This window comes from Vibrio sp. STUT-A16 (assembly GCF_026000495.1).
Classification (GTDB): domain Bacteria; phylum Pseudomonadota; class Gammaproteobacteria; order Enterobacterales; family Vibrionaceae; genus Vibrio; species Vibrio diabolicus.
The window spans coordinates 2,647,079-2,666,465 of sequence record NZ_AP026765.1 but is presented as its reverse complement, the minus strand read 5'-3'; the positions used below and the strand labels follow the sequence as shown (position 1 = coordinate 2,666,465).

The following is a 19,387-nucleotide window of genomic DNA, read 5'->3' as shown; positions in this document are numbered from 1 at the left end:
ATACTTACCTTCGGCCTAAGTCAGTTAGCTTTTGCCTTGCAATTCGTTTTCAAACTTAATCATGTTGTCAGCCAATTTTTCAGGATCGACTTTGTATGAACCGTTTGTGATAGCTTCTTTGATTGCTGCAACTTTGGCGCTGTCATAGGCCGGAGAAGCTGCCATATCCTTCTGGAGTTTACTGACGGCTTTACTTTGCTGGCTGAGTGATACAGCGTCTTGTTGTGCGGGTGCTTTTTTCGATTCAGTCGTGCTGGTAGCATTGGAATCGTTACGCGCAGGTGCACGACTTGTCGTCGTCATCATTTGCCCTGAACGTATATTATCTATACCTGCCATGTTTAACCTTTGCCTTGTATCGTAATACTGGTATCCAGACTATCGACCAGTGCAAAAATAACTTTAGTCATTTTTTGCATTTTTATTGATCAGTTTAAACACGCTACCAGTGGGTATTAAAAATTAACAGTGATTTCCGCAATGCCAGTCACTATGCCTTCTATTATACGCTGTGACTTATCATTTTTCACTCTTACTTGATCGCCAGCAGCACCATCTTGCAATGCTGTGCCTTGTGTGGTGATTGTCATGCCAGAATTCACCGCTTTAATTGTGACCTTTTCATTCCGGCAAACGACACAGACATCATTACGCTCAACAACATCACCTAAGCGAACGTTGCGTTTTAGCTTTGCGCCAACCACTTGATCGTAGTTAGAAAAGCCATCTTTGCGAAAGCGCTGCAGCTCGATCATAGAAGTGGTGACATCCGATGCGCTGACGATTTCTCCTCTCCCTAGCGTTCGTGTTGCGACGATCATTGGCACCGATACTGAGATTCTCACAGGGACATAGACTTTCCAGTCATCCGGTGGGCATTCCACTAGAACATTGATGTTGCTTCGAGTACTGCTGGTGGAAGAAGCTGACGTATCTAGGGGCACTGGGCAATCCGTTGCTTTTATTCTCGAGTCGATATCTGCCGCATTAACAGATAGCTCGCCACCATCAGGCTGATCAACTGTAGCAAGAATATGTTGTTCTGCTGCCGTTTTTATTTGCTCGATCTGATTATCTGAAGCTGAATGAACAAAAAAGCTAAACATACTGAGCAAAATGCCGATAGACTTAGCGTACTTTGTAATTAGCGCTCTACATATTGTCATAGTCAATGGTGTCGAAGTGAAAGTGAAATACGCCATACTGTCTCCCTGGTATCGTGCTTGCCAGTGGTAGAGTATCATTTAAAAACAAAAAGTTTGAGATGGAGATGAGCATATGACGGGGATTCTTGACTCGGTGAATCAGCGTACGCAACTCGTCGGTCAGAACCGATTGGAATTATTGACCTTTCGACTGATGGGCCGACAGCGCTACGGCATTAACGTATTCAAAGTGAAAGAAGTACTGCAGTGCCCTAAGCTGACTTCAATGCCAAATCTACACCCGCTGGTAAAAGGTATCGCTCATATCCGCGGCCATACCGTGTCCGTTATTGATTTGAGCCTGGCAATTGGTGGCCGCCCAACCACTGATCTGGATAAATGTTTTGTTGTTATCGCAGAATTTAACCGTACGATCCAAGCATTTTTGGTATCATCGGTTGAGCGTATTATCAATATGCATTGGGAAGCGATTTTGCCGCCGCCAGACGGTGCGGGTAAAGCGCACTACTTGACCGCAGTGACAAACATCGACAACGAGCTGGTTGAAATCCTTGACGTTGAAAAAATCCTGGCGGAGATTGCGCCGGTTGATGAAACGATGGATTCCGCTATCGGTGAAGAAATCGCGCAAGCAGAACAAGAAAAGCCTATTGTACGCCGTATATTGATTGCTGATGACTCGACTGTCGCGCGTAAACAGGTAGAGCGTGCGATTACATCAATCGGTTTCGAGGTCGTATCTGTCAAAGATGGCAAAGAAGCGTACAATAAGTTGATTGAAATGGCTCAAGAAGGCAATATCTACGATCAAATTTCGTTGGTTATTTCCGATATTGAAATGCCAGAAATGGACGGCTATACCTTAACGGCTGAAATTCGCAGACATGCCGATTTGAAAGACCTTTATGTTATCCTCCATTCTTCATTAAGTGGTGTATTCAACCAGGCTATGGTTGAGCGTGTAGGTGCCAATACCTTCATTGCGAAATTTAACCCAGATGAATTGGGTAACGCGGTTAAATCTGCATTAACACAATAAAAGAGACATTAATGACTGCTATTACAATCAGTGATCAAGAGTATCGTGACTTTAGCCGTTTTCTAGAATCGCAATGTGGCATCGTGTTAGGTGATAGCAAGCAATACCTTGTGCGTAGCCGACTGAGTCCTTTAGTGACGAAGTTTAAGCTCGCATCGTTATCAGATTTGCTACGTGATGTTGTTACAGGGCGCAATCGTGAATTACGAGTGGCCGCTGTGGACGCGATGACGACTAACGAAACCTTGTGGTTTCGAGATACTTATCCGTTCACAGTTTTAGCTGACAAATTATTGCCAGAAGTAGCGGCAAGCAAGCGCCCAATCAAGATCTGGTCTGCAGCCAGTTCATCGGGCCAAGAGCCGTATTCTATTGCAATGACGATTCTGGAAACGCAACAGCGCAAGCCGGGTTTGTTACCAAACGTGTCTATTACAGCAACAGACATTTCAGCAAGTATGCTCGAAATGTGTCGTGCAGGTGTGTATGACAATTTGGCTCTAGGGCGCGGACTTTCACCAGAACGTCGCCGCACCTTCTTTGAGGATGCGGACGGTGGCCGTATGAAAGTCAAAGACAACGTCAAACGTTTGGTGAACTTTCGTCCACAAAACTTGATGGACAGTTATGCACTGATGGGTAAGTTCGACATTATTTTTTGTCGCAACGTGCTGATTTACTTCTCACCGGAAATGAAATCAAAAGTGCTTAACCAAATGGCGAGCAGCTTAAACCCAGGTGGTTATCTGCTGTTAGGGGCATCAGAGTCGCTAACTGGTCTGACTGATAAATTTGAAATGGTGCGCTGTAATCCGGGTATCATTTACAAGCTTAAATAGCGGTATCTCTTCATTGATAAAAAGCCTGACCTAGTGTCAGGCTTTTTTTGTTTGCTGGTTTCCTGCCTTCGAGTGTTTCCACGTTTTCACTTGCTAAATTGAAGCGCGATTTTGCTTTGTTCCCTCATCACGGTGTATCTTTATTAAGTGAACAAGGTGAAACGACATGACATTCCAGTCACTTTGGCTCACTTATTGCTATTCCAATGGGTGATAGCTATTAAGTAGATAGAGCGCTTTATGTTTTTGGCATGCTAATTGCTTTTTGGTTATCAATCACGGTCAGTTCTTAATTGTAGAGGCAAACATGGCTATATCTTTTGACAATGCACTAGGCATCCACCAGCACACGGTGGGCGTACGTGAGCGCAATGCTGAGGTGATTTCCACCAACATTGCACAAGCCAACACGCCTGGTTACAAAGCAAGAGGTTTAGACTTTGCGAAGGAACTGCAAGCGGCAACATCTGGGGCAAGCATTGGTCTTAGTCGTACGGATGGTAGGCATATTCCTGCCACTACAACGTTGGTCGGGGACAAGCTATATCGTCTTCCTACGCAACCTGATACGGGTGATGGCAACACGGTAGACTTGGATTTAGAGCGTAACTTGTTTATGCAAAACCAAATCAGACACCAAGCATCACTCGATTTTCTAGGCAGCAAATTCAAGAACTTAACCAAAGCAATCAAAGGGGAATAATTTAGATGAGCTTATTTAACGTTTTCAATGTGACAGGTTCCGCAATGAGCGCTGAATCCGTTCGTCTGAACACTACCTCAAGCAACTTGGCGAACGCCGACAGTGTCAGCAGCTCTGCGAAAGACACTTATAAAGCGCGCCATGCTGTGTTTGGAGCTGAGTTAAGTAACGCCATGCGTGGCGGTGATACGGTGCCAGTGAAAGTGATGGGCATTGTAGAAAGCGATAAACCGCTGAGTGCGGAGTACAACCCAGACCATCCCCTTGCAAACGAAGAAGGCTACATCTACAAGCCGAACGTGAATGTAATGGAAGAAATGGCGAACATGATTTCAGCTTCTCGCGCATACCAAACCAATGTGCAAGTAGCGGATTCTAGTAAACAAATGCTGCTGCGTACGCTGCAGATGGGTCAATAAGGATAAGGAGGTAGCGTATGGCCGGAATTAACAACGTTGGTCAAAGCGGCTTGTCCTATATCGACCAGCTTAAAAGTCTACAAGAGAGCAACAAGAAGACGGAAGAGAGCACGGGTAAGCAAGACCTAAAACAGGAAGACTTCTTATCATTGCTCACGAAGCAATTGTCTCAACAGGACCCTTTTAAGCCGGTAAGTAATGACCAGATGATTGCGCAAATGGCTTCATTTGCGACCGTTGATGGCATTGGCAAGATGAACACTCAGTTTGAGAGTTTGAACTCGTCAATGACATCAAACCAAGCGTTACAAGCTTCCTCTTTGGTAGGACGTGACGTATTGGTCCCAGGAGCGGCAGGTGTGAAGCAGGACGACGCGCCAATGGCGGCAATGGTTAAGCTTTCACAATCTATCGATAATCTGTTTGTTCGTGTAGAGGATGAAGCTGGCCAACTGGTTCGTACTTTTGAGGTAGGGGCGAAACCAGCCGGCGACACGCGTGTGCTTTGGGACGGTAAAGATGAAAGCGGAAATCCACTGCCTGCTGGCAAATACAAAGTGAAAGCGTCTGGCTTAGTTGAAGGGGAGTCGCAAGAGTTCCCAGTATCGACATATGCCAACGTAAACAGCGTATTGCTCGGCAAAGGTGACGGAAACGTATTACTCAATCTGGCTGGTTTTGAATCGCCAGTTCGACTTGCAGAAGTTTTGGAAGTCGGCAAAGCGTAGTCATAGCTCGCTAGATTAGGAGATTTTGGAATGTCATATGTATCTTTAAGCGGTTTGTCCGCCGCCCAACTGGATTTGAACACCACCAGTAACAACATTGCGAACGCCAACACGTACGGCTTTAAAGAGTCCCGTGCTGAGTTTGCTGATGTTTACTCTAACTCTTTATTTACTAACGCAAAAACCACACCGGGTGGTGGTGCGCAAGCAAGCCAAGTGGCGCAGCAGTTCCATGAAGGCTCAAGCATTTACACCAACAACCCAATGGATTTGCGTGTTTCGGGTACAGGTTTCTTCGCCGTGGCGAAGGAGCGTCTGACTCCACAACAGAATGAACTGACACGTAATGGTGCATTTCATTTAAATAAAGAAAACTACATGGTGACCGCGAACGATGAGTTCTTATTAGGTTACCAAGTGGATCCAAGCTCTGGTGAGGTTTCTTCATACGAGCCACAACCTATCAATATTCCTGCTGAATTTGGTAAGCCAAAGCAAACAGCAAACATTGAAGTGGGCGTGAACTTGCCAGCAAACGGCGATTTGAAAGATCCAACTCAGTTTGATTTTTCAGACCCAGATACATACAACCGTTCAACTTCTTCGACTATTTATGACTCGATGGGTCAGTCTTACAAGCTAACGACCTACTACTTGAAAGATCAGACTCAGCCAAACACTTGGAACACTTACTACACCGTGACAGATAAAGAAGGCGAAAAGCCTTTAAACGTTGCGGCAGGTGATGCACAAACGCCAACAGGCCATGTGGGTCATACCATGAAGTTCAACAACGATGGTACGTTGGCGAGCTTGAACAATGGTCAGCCAATTACGTCTGTGGCATTAGGCGATCCGGCGACGAACACGACACCAGTCGATATGAATGGTGCCGATCCTGCGCAGACGCTTAACTTCGGTTTAGGCTCGGCAACACAGTTTGCTGCTCCGTTCGAACTGACTAAGTTCGATGAAGACGGTGCAACAACGGGTTTCCTAACCAAAGTTGACTTCGATGAAAACGGCAGCGTAATGGGGACTTACTCAAACGGTGAAAACGTCACATTGGGTCGTGTTGCGCTAGTACGTGTTCCAAACGAGCAAGGTCTAGATAAGAAGGGCGGTACGCAATGGGATTCAACTCAGTTCTCTGGTGACAAGATTTGGGGTGAATCTAACAAAGGCTCTTTTGGCACCATCAACAACGGTATGCTGGAACAGTCAAACATTGATATGACGCAGGAGCTGGTGGACCTGATTTCTGCTCAGCGTAACTTCCAAGCAAACTCACGTTCGCTAGAAGTGCACAACCAGCTACAACAAAATATCCTGCAGATCCGATAATCTGCATCATCAAGTTAGGCGAGCTTTCGCCGCTTGGCTTGATAACATCATGACATTCATCTGATGCTTAGCCTGAAAATACCTCAGTTCAGGTTAAGCATGCTTTGATCTTTGATTTGCCGCCGTTGCCGCCATGTGGATCAAAACCTTGCCCCTTGTTGCAGTTTTCTGCCACTGAAACCCCTCTTAATCTTTTGTTTCTTATTTAAATATTTGATAAATAAGCTCATTTTGTGTTGGCATAACTATTGCTTTTACTCCGTGTACAGAGAAGTTTTTGGAGTAATTTATGGATCGCGCACTGTTTCTCGCAATGAGTGGGGCCAAGCAAAATATGCAGGCACTACAATTGCGTGCTAATAACTTGGCTAACGTAAGCACGACAGGGTTTCGTGCGGATTTAGCGCAGGCTCGCTCAATGCAGGCTTATGGTGAAGGCCATCCTTCACGTGTTTTCAGCATGACAGAGCGTCCAGGGCATAACTTTGCTCAAGGTAGCGTGATTACAACAGGGCGTGATCTGGATGTGACGATTGAAGGCAGCGGCTGGATATCGGTACTCGATCACACGGGTAAAGAAGGGTTGACCCGTAACGGTAACCTAAAAGTCGATCAAAATGGCATGCTTACTAACGCAAGTGGCCATTTGGTGCTGGGTGAAAACGATGCGCCGATTACTTTGCCTATCCCTCTCTCTAAAATTGAAATCGGTCGGGATGGCACCATCTCTGTGCTTCCTCAAGGTGCCCCGGCGGAAGAATTCCAAGCGGTTGATCGCATCAAGCTTGTTAAGCCTAATGATCAAAGCTTATTTAAAGACACCAATGGCTTATTTCGCCATAAAACTCCAAACCAACCTTACGAAGCAGACGCTACTGTTAGCCTCCAGACAGGAGCGATTGAAGGCAGTAACGTGAATGCCGTAGGTGAAATGACCGCATTGATTGACTTACAACGTCAGTTTGAAATGCAAGTCAAGATGATGAGCACAGCTGAAGAAATGGATAAATCTTCAGATTCACTGCTTCGTATGAGTTAACAGAGTTAGAGGTTCACTATGCATCCAGCACTATGGGTAAGTAAAACAGGTCTAGACGCCCAACAAACCAACATTGCCACGATTTCGAACAACTTGGCGAATGCCTCTACTGTCGGCTACAAAAAGAGCCGTGCGGTATTCGAAGATTTGTTCTATCAGAACATCAACCAGCCTGGCGGCCAATCATCTCAGAACACTGAGCTTCCGAGTGGCTTGATGCTAGGTGCGGGTTCTAAAGTGGTTGCGACGCAAAAAGTGCACACGCATGGTAATGCGCAGACAACGACCAACGCACTGGACATGATGGTTGAAGGCGACGGCTTCTTCCAAGTGACGTTGCCGGATGGCAACATCGGTTACACCCGTAACGGTCAGTTCACGTTAAATGGTGAAGGCACGTTAGTCACGTCGGGTTCTGGCTACCCTGTAGAACCTGAAATTGTGATTCCAGAAGATGCGATTTCTATCACTGTCGGTACGGATGGTGAAGTATCGGTTCGAGTCCGTGGTCAGCAAGACAACCAAGTCGTTGGTCAGCTAACCATTACAGACTTTGTTAACCCAGGAGGCCTAGAGCCAATTGGCCAGAACCTTTACTTACCAACGGGTGCCAGTGGCGATCCACAAGAAGGTGTTCCTGGTTTGGAAGGTTTGGGTGAAATCCGTCAATCCATGCTGGAAGCGTCTAACGTGAATGTAACGGAGGAGTTGGTCAACATGATCGAAGCCCAGCGCGTTTACGAAATGAACTCAAAAGTGATCTCGTCAGTCGATAAGATGATGAGCTTCGTTAACCAGCAGTTATAACGGTTAAGAGCAAGAATTGAGGAGCTCACGATGAAACGTATTTGTCTACTTGCTTTGATTGCCACGATGTCGGGTTGTGCCATGTTAGAGCCGATTGAAACGGATGAAGTGACACAAGCAACGACGGTGGTTGACGCGGTAGAAGGCGATAAATCGAAAGAAGAGAGCAGCGGTATCGTGGATACACTGCGTGGCAGAAGCGATCCGGTTGCGGGTGATCCTGCATGGGCTCCTATTCATCCGAAAAAGAAACCTGAGCATTATGCTGCTGCAACAGGTTCACTGTTTAGCGCCGAGCACATTACCGATCTTTACGACGATTCCAAGCCACGTGGTATTGGCGACATTATTACCGTGACACTGGATGAGACTACCAGCGCCACGAAAAGCGCCAATGCCGATTTATCGAAAACCAATGAAGCGCAAATGGACCCGCTTCAAGTGGGCGGAGAAGAGCTGCAAATTGGTGGCAAATACAATTTCTCTTATGACTTAAACAACTCCAACTCATTTGCAGGTGACTCTTCTGCAAAGCAGAGCAACAGCATCAGTGGTTACATCACTGTTGAGGTGATCGAAGTACTGGCAAACGGCAACCTCGTGATCCGCGGTGAGAAGTGGATGACGCTAAATACGGGTGATGAGTACATACGTTTAAGTGGCACTATTCGTCCGGATGATATTAATTTCGACAACACCATTGCATCAAATCGCGTTTCTAACGCAAGAATTCAGTACTCTGGCACTGGTTTGCAACAAGATATGCAAGAGCCAGGCTTCTTGGCACGATTCTTTAATGTAGCGCTATAACACGCCGTGCTGACGGCAATTTGACTGCAAGAGATAAGTAAGCATGAAAAAACTCCTTTTAGTACTGATGAGCGTTGCTCTGTTTTCTACCGTAGCCCAAGCCGCACGTATCAAAGACGTCGCGCAAGTGGCAGGTGTACGAAGCAACCAACTCGTGGGTTATGGTTTGGTTTCAGGCTTACCTGGTACGGGTGAAGCGAACCCGTTTACAGAGCAAAGTTTCGCCGCCATGCTGCAAAACTTCGGCATTCAGATGCCGCCGGGCACAAAGCCAAAAATTAAAAACGTTGCCGCAGTCATGGTTACGGCAGAATTGCCGCCTTTCTCTAAACCGGGTCAGCAAGTGGACGTGACTGTCTCTTCCATCGGAAGTGCTAAAAGTTTGCGTGGTGGTACGCTACTACAAACGTTCCTCAAAGGTCTCGACGGTCAAGTTTACGCGGTTGCTCAAGGTAACTTAGTGGTGAGCGGCTTCAGTGCTGAAGGCGCTGACGGTTCAAAAATCGTAGGTAACAATCCAACCGTTGGTCTTATCTCTAGTGGTGCGACAGTAGAGCGCGAAATTCCAAACCCATTTGGTCGTGGTGATTACATCACGTTCAACTTGCTTGAGTCAGACTTCACAACGGCTCAACGTATGGCGGATGCTGTAAACAACTTCCTTGGCCCACAAATGGCGAGCGCTGTTGACGCGACATCAGTACGCGTGCGTGCTCCTCGTGACGTCAGCCAGCGTGTTGCGTTCTTATCGGCAATCGAAAACCTAGAGTTCGACCCAGCAGATGGTGCAGCCAAAATCATCGTTAACTCTCGCACGGGCACCATCGTAGTTGGTAAGCATGTGCGTCTTAAACCAGCAGCAGTAACGCACGGCGGCATGACGGTTGCGATCAAAGAAAACCTGAATGTTAGCCAACCTAACGGCTTTTCTGGTGGGCAAACCGTTGTCGTACCAGACTCGGATATCGAAGTCAGCGAAGAGCAAGGAAAAATGTTTAAGTTCGAACCTGGCTTAACGTTGGATGATTTGGTCCGTGCCGTGAACCAAGTCGGAGCTGCGCCTTCGGACTTGATGGCAATTCTACAAGCATTGAAACAAGCTGGTGCCATTGAAGGCCAGTTGATCATCATTTAATGGTTAGGAGGTAGGTATAATGAACAATCCTAACGACATTGGTTTTATCCATGACATCAGTTCTCTGGATACTCTGCGTCAAAAAGCAGTGAAAGAGGGAAAAGATGGCGAGCAAGAAGCATTGCATGCGGCTGCTCGTCAGTTCGAATCGATCTTCACCTCCATGATGTTGAAATCCATGCGTGAAGCCAATGAGGGCTTTGAGTCCAACATGATGAACAGCCAAAACGAGAAGTTCTACCGACAAATGTTGGATGAACAGATGGCGAGTGAATTGAGTTCGTCTGGTTCAATGGGACTGGCCGATATGATTGTTAAGCAATTAACGGCTGGACAAGGTAACGACAAGAGTGAAACGGCAATGCGTGATGCGGCAAATAATGCCGTGGAATATCGTCGTGTTGACCCGAAAAAAGCGCGTGAGATCGAACAGCGCTTGATTGAATCTGGTCAGCTATCTCGACCAAGCAATGAACCCACTCGATTCGATTCACCAGAATCCTTTGTTAACTCGATGAAGCCATACGCGGAGAAAGCTGCGAAAGCCCTAGGAGTCGAGCCATCTCTGCTACTTGCGCAAGCCGCTTTGGAAACGGGGTGGGGACAAAAGGTCGTGAAGAACGCGCGTGGCAGCAGCAACAACTTATTTAACATCAAAGCAGATCGAAGCTGGCAGGGTGACAAAGTGACGACTCAAACTCTAGAGTTCCACGATAACACGCCAGTGAAAGAGACGGCAGCGTTTCGCTCCTACTCAAGTTACGAAGACAGCTTTAATGACTTTGTACGATTTTTGAATGACAACCCACGTTACGAGACAGCATTGCAGCAACGCGGGAATTCAGAGTCGTTTATTCGCGGTATCCACAGTGCGGGTTACGCGACCGATCCGAATTACGCAGACAAAGTCCTGCAGGTGAAGGATAAAATCGAAAGTATGTAATGTCTCTGCGACAATTTATGGCGTTCTCGAAGGCTTGCTATAGTGCAAGCCTTCACTTTATCTGAACATCTATGCCTTTCTATCACTTGGCACATCTTTTGCTTTTAATGTGTCTAGGTGATCGGTTTTGCCGATTTATATTTCGTTTTTGGGGGCATGTATGGCGTCAGATCTTCTGAATGTAGGTACTCAAAGTGTGCTTACTGCTCAGAGACAATTAAACACCACTGGTCATAACATTTCTAATGTTAATACAGAGGGTTATAGCCGTCAGTCTGTTATCCAAGGCACGAATGATCCGCGCATGTTCGGTGGTTCTACCTACGGCATGGGTGTGCATGTGGAAAATGTTCGCCGCTCGTGGGATCAGTTTGCCGTGAATGAACTGAACCTGTCGTCGACCAACAATGCCAACAAAACGGATACCCAAGACAATCTTGATATGCTCTCTAGCATGTTGAGCTCAGTTGCATCGAAGAAAATTCCAGAGAACTTGAACGAGTGGTTCGATGCGGTCAAAACCATGGCAGATACCCCTAACGATTTGGGGGCACGAAAAGTGGTATTGGAAAAGGCGAAAATCTTCTCTGATACATTAAATGACTTCCATGAAACCGTGCGATTGCAATCTGATGTGACCAATAAAAAATTGGATATGGGCATTGAACGCGTGAACCAACTTGCCTTGGAAATCCGCGATGTGCATCGGTTAATGATGCGCACACCCGGTCCACATAATGATTTGATGGACCAGCATGAAAAGCTGGTTACTGAGCTATCTGAGTACACCAAAGTAACCGTAACCCCACGCAAAAATGCGGAAGGGTTTAATGTTCACATCGGCAATGGACACACGCTAGTTTCGGGCACGGAAGCAAGCCAGCTCAAAATGATTGACGGCTATCCTGATGTTCACCAAAGACGCTTAGCAATGGTGGAAGGGGATGGCATTAAAGCGATCAAGTCTGACGACATGGATGGCAAAATCGGTGCCTTGCTTGAAATGCGCGACAAACACATTCCACAACTTCAGGATGAAATGGGCCGTTTAGCGACGGGCTTTTCCTACAAAATTAATCAGCTGCAATCTCAAGGTCTGGATCTTAACGGTAAGATAGGTAAAGACGTATTTACCGACGTGAACTCTGAGCTGGTGGCAAAATCTCGAGTTTTTGCTGCGCCTGACTCTCAAGCAGATGTTGCGGTTTACATTGATGATATTTCAGCGATCAAAGGTGGTGAATATTCGCTGCGTTATGATGGCGACCAGTATAGCGTGACAACACCGAAAGGTGAGCAAATGTCGTTGAGCATTGATCAATCAGATTCTTCGTTTGTTCTGGATGGTATGAAAGTGCAAATCGGTGAAGGTCTTGCCGCTGGTGAGCGCGTATTATTGCGCCCAACACGAAGTGGCGCAGCCATCATCAAGATGGAAACCAATGATGCAAAAGCCATTGCAGCGCAAAGTTATGAAGCTTCAACCACTTTTGCTCAAGGTAACGCCAAGTTCAAAATTCGTGAGGCGGGGGATGTCAAAGAGTTTGAGGTCACCGTACAACCAGCCGACGAGAAACATGATAAGCCATGGTTAAAGATCACGGACAACAAAGGCAATTTGCTATCGGACAAATACTCATACCCGCTAGACAAAGATAACCCGATGATTGAAATCTCAGTGCCGAAAAGTCATCCGCTGTATAAAAACGGCGATGCGACTGTATTTGAGCTGAGCGAAGGTGCGCTGATGAATGACAAGTTCACCGCTAACTTGGTGCCTTCGGAAGGTGGTAATGGCAACTTGAGAAAAATGCAGAAGATCCAAACAGATAAGATGATGGACGGAAAATCCAGTACTTTGATTGATGTTTATCACAACCTCAATACTGAAGTCGGATTGAAATCTTCTACAGCAAACCGATTAGCTTCTGTCGCTCGCTTAGAGCATGAAGCGGCACAAGAGCGCGTTGCTTCTATCTCTGGCGTTAACCTCGATGAAGAAGCCGCCAACATGATGAAGTTTCAACAAGCGTACATGGCTTCATCACGTGTGATGCAAGCGGCGAATGATACCTTCAATACCATTTTACAACTGAGGTAAGGAGAAGAGATAAGTGCTAACCCGAATTTCTAGTTTCCATAACTATCAGTCCGTACAAAATGATTTGCGTCGTCAAGAGAATAAGGTTCACCATAACCAAGAGCAACTTGCTTCAGGGAAAAAATTACTGAAACCTAGCGACGATCCCCTTGCGTCGCATTACATTCAAAATATTAGTCAGCAACAAGAACAGCTACAACAATATCTTAGCTCGATAGTGTTGGTGCGTAATCGTCTAGAAAACCACGAAGTTAATATTGCCAATGCAGAGAACTTTGCCGACGAGTCGAAGCGCTTAACGATGGAGATGATTAACGGTGCGTTTTCTGCGGAAGACCGACAAGCAAAGAAGCGTGAGCTAGAAGAGATTGCGAACAACTTCCTTAACTTAGTGAACTCGCAAGATGAATCTGGTAACTACGTGTTTGCTGGCACTAAGCCAAAAAGCCAACCATTCTATCGCGATAAAGACGGTAGTGTTCAGTACGCTGGAGACGATTACCAGCGCAAAATGAAAGTCTCCAGCATGCTTGAGATGCCAATGAACGATCCTGGCAGCAAGCTGTTTATGGAGATACCAAACCCATTTGGCGATTATCAGCCGAATTACGATCTACAAAACGGTTCTGAGTTGCTATTAAACAGAGCCACTAACGTTGATACGAAGGATGATGCGGCGTATCGCGTGACATTTGTCGATATGAACAACGGCAAATTTGGTTACCAACTAGAGCGTAACGGTAAAGTCGTGGATGCCGATGAGTTTTCTCCAGAAAAAGGCATTGAGTACAAAGGCCTGAAAGTGCACGTAAAAGGTCAAATTACGCCTGGCGACAGCATCGAGATCGAAAAGCGGGCTGAGTTCAGCATTTTCGATACCTTCAAGGATGCAATGGCGTGGTCAGATAAATCGGTGTCGGATACGTCGGCGACCGCCAAATTGCACCAAATGACAGAAGAATTTCACGCTGCTTTTATCCATTTGAATAAAGCGCGTACTGATGCTGGCGCTCGATTGAGCACGCTCGATATCCAAGAGCAAAACCACGAAGACTTTAATTTGTCTCTGGCGAAAGCGAAGAGCAACTTTGAGGATTTGGATTACTCTAAAGCCGTTATCGAGTTCAGTGAAAACTCACGAGCGTTACAGGCATCGCAACAAGCATTCGGTAAGACCAAAGATCTAACGTTGTTTAACTATATTTAGTCTGACTTAAGACACACTGTCTGATTTTTGATGCCTTATGTGCAAAGCCTTAAGTGCGATAAATCGACGTAAATTGAGAGTCATGCTATGCGGCACGATTTTACCCAAAGCGGCAATGATGCAAGAGGCAAGTCGGGCGGCAACAAAGTAGCGGTCAATATCCATGAAGCAAGATGAGCCTCATTATCCGGAAATGGTTTAGTGATAACGCTAACTTATTGTTTATGTGATTCTTTTAAAAGCGGTGAAATAAATTTTATAAGTTGGCACACAAATTGTATTGAAAATATCAGAACAGATTTAGAGATTCTAAACCCTGCGTTTAAGGCAGATTTAGCAAGTAATTTTTACGGTCAGTGCTTATCCAAATGAGAGTAAAGCTGGCCGCTTCGCAAAAGCTTGCGAACTCAAAAGGAGAGCAAAATGGCTGTAACAGTTAGTACTAACGTCTCCGCGATGACCGCGCAGCGTTACCTAAACAAAGCGACTGACGAATTAAACACGTCGATGGAGCGCTTATCTTCAGGACATAAGATTAACAGTGCAAAAGATGATGCGGCAGGTCTACAGATCTCTAACCGCTTAACTGCACAGTCTCGTGGTCTAGATGTCGCAATGCGTAACGCGAACGATGGTATCTCGATTGCACAAACCGCTGAAGGTGCGATGAATGAGGCAACATCTGTCATGCAACGTATGCGTGACCTTGCTATCCAATCATCGAACGGTACTAACTCTCCGGCTGAGCGTCAGGCGATCAACGAAGAGTCAATGGCATTGATTGACGAGCTAAACCGTATCGCAGAAACCACGTCATTCGGTGGCCGTCGTCTATTGAACGGCTCATTCGGTGAAGCGGCATTCCAGATTGGTGCGAGCTCAGGTGAAGCAATGATCATGGGGCTAACCAGCATTCGTGCGGACGATACTCGCATGGGCGGTGTGACCTTCTTATCGGAAAACGGTAAAGATAAAGATTGGGGCGTTGACCCAGCTAAATCGGACCTAAAAATCACTTTGCCAGGTATGGGTGAAGACGAAGACGGCAATGTCGATGATCTAGAAATCAACATTAATGCAAAAGCAGGTGACGACATCGAAGAGCTTGCTACGTACATTAATGGTCAGTCTGATATGATCAACGCGTCTGTAAGTGAAGATGGCAAGTTACAAGTTTTTGTTGCACATCCAAACGTTCAGGGTGAGATTTCAATTTCGGGTGGATTGGCGTCTGAGCTTGGTTTGAGCGATGAACCTCTTAGAACATCAGTACAAGATATTGATATGACAACCGTACAAGGTTCTCAAAACGCTATCTCTGTGCTGGATTCGGCACTGAAATACGTGGATTCACAACGTGCGGACTTGGGTGCGAAGCAAAACCGTCTGAGCCACAGCATCAACAACTTGGCAAACATCCAAGAAAACGTTGACGCGTCGAACAGCCGAATTAAAGACACGGACTTTGCGAAAGAAACCACGCAAATGACCAAAGCACAAATTTTGCAACAAGCAGGTACATCGATTCTTGCTCAAGCGAAACAGTTGCCAAACTCTGCAATGTCACTATTGCAGTAGTTTACTTAGCCTGTACTCAATACATTCAGACGTGGATGGGAATGCAGGCTTTTGGCAAGCAACTTTATAATAGAATGAGCGGCTCTCTCATCTCTCACCTGCCAATCATTTTCAATGTAAAGTTGCACTCGGTATGCCGGAAATGTGTTCATTTCTCTTGATCTCCACATAGGCTCTGGCGACCAACCTAGCCCCAGTTCTCTCAAAGGAAAAGGGGCTTTTTCTTTTCTAATTCTCACGTCTATCGCCTGCGAACTTACCTTCAATTGTTTCCTTTTGCTGGTTTTCTATACAATTTGGCCCACTCGGCTCGATTTGTGGAAACTTGAGCACTTTTTCTTACTTTTCTTCAATTTTTTTTGCCAAATCTCGCAATGTTATTTTTTTAAAATTTTTTCTAAAGCTTCTGAATTTGGTGTCGTTAATAGGGGTAACTTTGAGAGAACTACTTGGTTTTCCGAGACGTCGGAAACCGCTATACCGGAAAATCAATTGGAGAAATCACCATGGCAGTGAATGTAAACACTAACGTATCAGCGATGACCGCTCAGCGTTACCTAAACAACGCAAACTCAGCTCAACAAACCTCTATGGAGCGTTTGTCTTCGGGGTTCAAAATCAACAGCGCAAAAGATGATGCTGCGGGTCTACAAATCTCGAACCGTTTGAACGTACAAAGCCGTGGCCTGGATGTGGCGGTTCGCAACGCGAACGACGGTATCTCAATTGCACAAACCGCTGAAGGTGCAATGAACGAGACCACCAACATTCTTCAACGTATGCGTGACTTGTCTCTACAATCAGCAAACGGCTCAAACTCGAAATCAGAGCGTGTGGCGATTCAAGAAGAAGTGACCGCGCTAAACGACGAACTAAACCGTATCGCAGAAACCACGTCTTTCGGTGGTAACAAGCTACTAAACGGCACACACGGCGCGAAATCGTTCCAAATCGGTGCGGATAACGGTGAAGCCGTGATGCTTGAGCTAAAAGACATGCGTTCAGACAACAAAATGATGGGCGGTGTGAGCTACCAAGCTGAAAGTGGTAAAGGTAAAGACTGGAACGTTGCTGAAGGTAAGAACGACCTAAAAATCAACCTAACGGACAGCTACGGTCAGGAGCAAGAAATCAACATCAGCGCAAAAGCAGGTGATGATATCGAAGAGCTTGCGACTTACATTAACGGTCAAACTGACCTAGTGAAAGCCTCAGTAGACCAAGACGGTAAACTGCAAATCTTTGCTGGCAACAACAAAGTCGAAGGCGAAGTCGAGTTTTCAGGCGGCCTATCTGGCGAGCTAGGTTTGGGCGAAGGTAAAAAAGTGACGGTAGATACTATCGACGTAACCTCAGTTGGTGGCGCACAAGAATCTGTCGCTATCATCGATGCGGCACTGAAATACGTAGACAGCCACCGCGCAGAGCTGGGTGCATTCCAGAACCGTTTCAACCATGCAATCAGCAACTTGGATAACATCAACGAGAACGTGAACGCGTCGAAGAGCCGTATCAAAGATACTGACTTCGCGAAAGAAACGACTCAAATGACCAAGTCACAAATTCTATCGCAAGCGTCAAGCTCAATCCTTGCGCAAGCGAAACAAGCGCCAAACTCAGCGCTAAGTCTGCTAGGTTAATCACCTTAATAAGACAAGATACAAAAGCCAGGCTCATCCCTGGCTTTTTTGCTTATCGGCTATAACGATTTAGATGCGTCCCAACAGGATGTTCGACAAGGCACTCATATCGATTAGATGGTCTCTTTAAATACCAATGTTGCCGCGATGGTGGCGCAGAGACACCTGAGTCAAGCGGCAGCGCAAAACGTCGAGTCACAACGGAACCTCACTTCTGGTTTTCGAATTAACTCGGCGAGTGATGATGCGGCAGGTTTACAGATATCCAATACTCTCCATGTGCAAACGAGAGGGCTTGATGTCGCCTTAAGAAATGCGCACGATGCTTATTCGGTCGCGCAAACCGCGGAAGGCGCGTTACATGAGAGCAGTGATATTTTGCAACGGTTACGCTCTCTAGGGCTTCAAGCGGCAAATGGTAGTAACGATACCAGTGACCGACAAAGCATCCAATACGAGGTCGTAGCGCTGCAGGATGAGCTTGATCGTGTCGCGATCACGACAACATTTGCGGATAAAAACCTGTTTGATGGATCTTACGGTTCACAAAGTTTCCATATTGGAGCGAACGCTAATTCAATCTCTTTGACGTTACGTAATATGCGTAGCCATATCCCAGAGATGGGAGGGCAGCATTATGTTGGTGATGCGGTCGATAAAGATTGGCGAGTCACTAAAGATAACGAAACTCTAAAAGTCGAATACCAAGACAGTAAAGGGCAAACCCAAACGGAATCCATTGGGCTCAAATTGGGTGATCGCATAGAACAGGTCGCCACTTACATCAATGCTCAACAATCGGTAGTGAGTGCCTCAGTAACGGAAAACAATGAACTGCAATTCTTTGCCTCTACGATGAATACGCCAGAAGGAGTGGAGTTAGAAGGCAGTTTAGCGGATGAGCTTGATATAAGCACTGGTCAATTAGTCACAATGGATGACATCGATATGTCGACGGCTGGTAAGGCGCAGCTTTCAATTGGGGTGATTGATGCAGCGATCAAGTACGTTGATTCGCACCGAAGTGAAATTGGCAGCTTTCAGAATCGTGTAAATGGTTCGGTGGATAACTTAAATACCGTGAATCGGAGTGTTACGGAATCCAAGAGTCGAATAAGAGATACAGACTTCGCAAGAGAATCTACGGAAATGGTGCGTTCTCAAGTGCTCCAAGATGCGACAACTGCGTTATTGGCTCAGGCAAAACAAAGGTCAAGTTCGGCACTTGGTCTACTCAGTTGAATCTGGTAAGAAAGCATAAACTTCAGGTAATAAAAAACGCTGCCAATGGCAGCGTTTTTTTCGTGTTCGGCTAAGTAAAAATTACTTAGTTACACGTAGAACTGGAGTTTCACCAACAGTCACAGAACCAGAAAGCTTGTTCAGCTCTTTGATTTCGTCCATGTTAGAGATAACAACTGGAGTTAGCGTTGACTTCGCTTTCTCTTCTAGAAGAGCTAGATCGAATTCAATTACAGTGTCGCCAGCTTTAACAGTTTGACCTTCTTCAGCGATACGCGTGAAGCCTTCGCCTTTTAGTTCAACTGTGTCGATACCGAAGTGAACGAAAAGCTCAACACCGTCGTCAGACTCGATAGAGAATGCGTGGTTAGTTTCGAAGATCTTACCGATAGTACCGTTTACAGGAGCTACCATTTTGTTGCCTGCTGGCTTGATAGCAATACCGTCACCAACGATTTTCTCAGCGAAAACAACATCTGGCACGTCTTCGATGTTTACAATCTCACCAGAAAGTGGCGCGATGATTTCGATAGCACCAGCGTCAGCGCTGTCATCAGATACAAGCTTCTTAAGTTTGTCAAACAGACCCATTGTGTCATGCTCCTAAGGTTTGGTTTTATTCTGTCGAATTATAGTATACCAATATA

19 protein-coding genes are annotated in these 19,387 nt (G+C 46.0%); 16 read left to right on the top strand and 3 right to left on the bottom strand.

The features are described from left to right. Positions 1 to 24: 24 nt before the first annotated feature. Together flgM and flgA are read right to left on the bottom strand one after the other, a co-directional pair. Complete coding sequence (flgM, locus tag OO778_RS12640) at positions 25 to 339, bottom strand: flagellar biosynthesis anti-sigma factor FlgM (RefSeq protein ID WP_005382018.1); 315 nt, start codon at positions 337 to 339, stop codon at positions 25 to 27. A 116-nt stretch (positions 340 to 455) separates the two neighbouring features. Beyond that, on the bottom strand, positions 456 to 1,202 hold the full coding sequence (gene flgA / locus OO778_RS12635; RefSeq protein WP_005393139.1) for a flagellar basal body P-ring formation chaperone FlgA: 747 nt from the start codon (positions 1,200 to 1,202) through the stop codon (positions 456 to 458). A 76-nt stretch (positions 1,203 to 1,278) separates the two neighbouring features. Here flgA and OO778_RS12630 point away from each other — a divergent pair, with 76 nt between their 5' ends. The 16 genes from OO778_RS12630 to OO778_RS12555 all read left to right on the top strand — a co-directional run bounded on the left by OO778_RS12630 (position 1,279) and on the right by OO778_RS12555 (position 18,740). Then, positions 1,279 to 2,205, top strand: a complete 927-nt coding sequence (locus tag OO778_RS12630) for a chemotaxis protein CheV (protein ID WP_005382022.1) — start codon at positions 1,279 to 1,281, stop codon at positions 2,203 to 2,205. 11 nt (positions 2,206 to 2,216) lie between these two features. Then, positions 2,217 to 3,044, top strand: a complete 828-nt coding sequence (locus tag OO778_RS12625) for a protein-glutamate O-methyltransferase (protein ID WP_005393137.1) — start codon at positions 2,217 to 2,219, stop codon at positions 3,042 to 3,044. 307 nt (positions 3,045 to 3,351) lie between these two features. Beyond that, positions 3,352 to 3,747, top strand: a complete 396-nt coding sequence (flgB, locus tag OO778_RS12620) for a flagellar basal body rod protein FlgB (RefSeq protein WP_005382026.1) — start codon at positions 3,352 to 3,354, stop codon at positions 3,745 to 3,747. A 5-nt stretch (positions 3,748 to 3,752) separates the two neighbouring features. Beyond that, a complete protein-coding gene (gene flgC, locus OO778_RS12615) occupies positions 3,753 to 4,166 on the top strand; it encodes a flagellar basal body rod protein FlgC (RefSeq protein ID WP_005393132.1) in 414 nt (137 codons plus the stop codon). 17 nt (positions 4,167 to 4,183) lie between these two features. Further along, positions 4,184 to 4,894, top strand: coding sequence for a flagellar hook assembly protein FlgD (gene flgD, locus OO778_RS12610; RefSeq protein WP_005393125.1), 711 nt, complete (start codon positions 4,184 to 4,186; stop codon positions 4,892 to 4,894). 30 nt (positions 4,895 to 4,924) lie between these two features. Beyond that, positions 4,925 to 6,238, top strand: a complete 1,314-nt coding sequence (gene flgE, locus OO778_RS12605; RefSeq protein ID WP_005393123.1) for a flagellar hook protein FlgE — start codon at positions 4,925 to 4,927, stop codon at positions 6,236 to 6,238. 289 nt (positions 6,239 to 6,527) lie between these two features. Beyond that, positions 6,528 to 7,277 carry a flagellar basal-body rod protein FlgF gene (flgF, locus tag OO778_RS12600; protein ID WP_005382031.1) on the top strand — a complete coding sequence of 250 codons (750 nt, stop codon included), beginning with the start codon at positions 6,528 to 6,530 and terminating at the stop codon, positions 7,275 to 7,277. A gap of 18 nt (positions 7,278 to 7,295) precedes the next feature. Continuing rightward, positions 7,296 to 8,084, top strand: coding sequence for a flagellar basal-body rod protein FlgG (gene flgG, locus OO778_RS12595; protein WP_264909933.1), 789 nt, complete (start codon positions 7,296 to 7,298; stop codon positions 8,082 to 8,084). 30 nt (positions 8,085 to 8,114) lie between these two features. Further along, positions 8,115 to 8,894 (top strand): flagellar basal body L-ring protein FlgH, encoded by a 780-nt coding sequence (flgH, locus tag OO778_RS12590; RefSeq protein WP_005393120.1) that lies wholly within the window; start codon positions 8,115 to 8,117, stop codon positions 8,892 to 8,894. A gap of 43 nt (positions 8,895 to 8,937) precedes the next feature. Continuing rightward, positions 8,938 to 10,029: a flagellar basal body P-ring protein FlgI gene (locus OO778_RS12585; RefSeq protein WP_005393118.1), complete on the top strand. Its 1,092-nt coding sequence runs from the start codon at positions 8,938 to 8,940 to the stop codon at positions 10,027 to 10,029. A gap of 16 nt (positions 10,030 to 10,045) precedes the next feature. Further along, positions 10,046 to 10,972: a flagellar assembly peptidoglycan hydrolase FlgJ gene (gene flgJ / locus OO778_RS12580; RefSeq protein ID WP_074191303.1), complete on the top strand. Its 927-nt coding sequence runs from the start codon at positions 10,046 to 10,048 to the stop codon at positions 10,970 to 10,972. Positions 10,973 to 11,132: 160 nt separating this feature from the next. Further along, positions 11,133 to 13,073: a flagellar hook-associated protein FlgK gene (flgK, locus tag OO778_RS12575; protein ID WP_074190998.1), complete on the top strand. Its 1,941-nt coding sequence runs from the start codon at positions 11,133 to 11,135 to the stop codon at positions 13,071 to 13,073. 13 nt (positions 13,074 to 13,086) lie between these two features. Next, the gene (flgL, locus tag OO778_RS12570; protein WP_005393113.1) at positions 13,087 to 14,280 is read left to right on the top strand and encodes a flagellar hook-associated protein FlgL; all 1,194 of its coding nucleotides are present in this window, start codon (positions 13,087 to 13,089) and stop codon (positions 14,278 to 14,280) included. A 423-nt stretch (positions 14,281 to 14,703) separates the two neighbouring features. After that, complete coding sequence (locus OO778_RS12565; protein ID WP_006743025.1) at positions 14,704 to 15,858, top strand: flagellin; 1,155 nt, start codon at positions 14,704 to 14,706, stop codon at positions 15,856 to 15,858. 506 nt (positions 15,859 to 16,364) lie between these two features. Further along, positions 16,365 to 17,498, top strand: a complete 1,134-nt coding sequence (locus tag OO778_RS12560) for a flagellin (protein WP_005393103.1) — start codon at positions 16,365 to 16,367, stop codon at positions 17,496 to 17,498. A gap of 117 nt (positions 17,499 to 17,615) precedes the next feature. After that, positions 17,616 to 18,740 (top strand): flagellin, encoded by a 1,125-nt coding sequence (locus tag OO778_RS12555; RefSeq protein ID WP_085342930.1) that lies wholly within the window; start codon positions 17,616 to 17,618, stop codon positions 18,738 to 18,740. 81 nt (positions 18,741 to 18,821) lie between these two features. Here OO778_RS12555 and crr read toward each other — a convergent pair whose 3' ends face one another. Next, a complete protein-coding gene (gene crr, locus OO778_RS12550) occupies positions 18,822 to 19,331 on the bottom strand; it encodes a PTS glucose transporter subunit IIA (protein ID WP_005382041.1) in 510 nt (169 codons plus the stop codon). Positions 19,332 to 19,387: the final 56 nt, after the last annotated feature.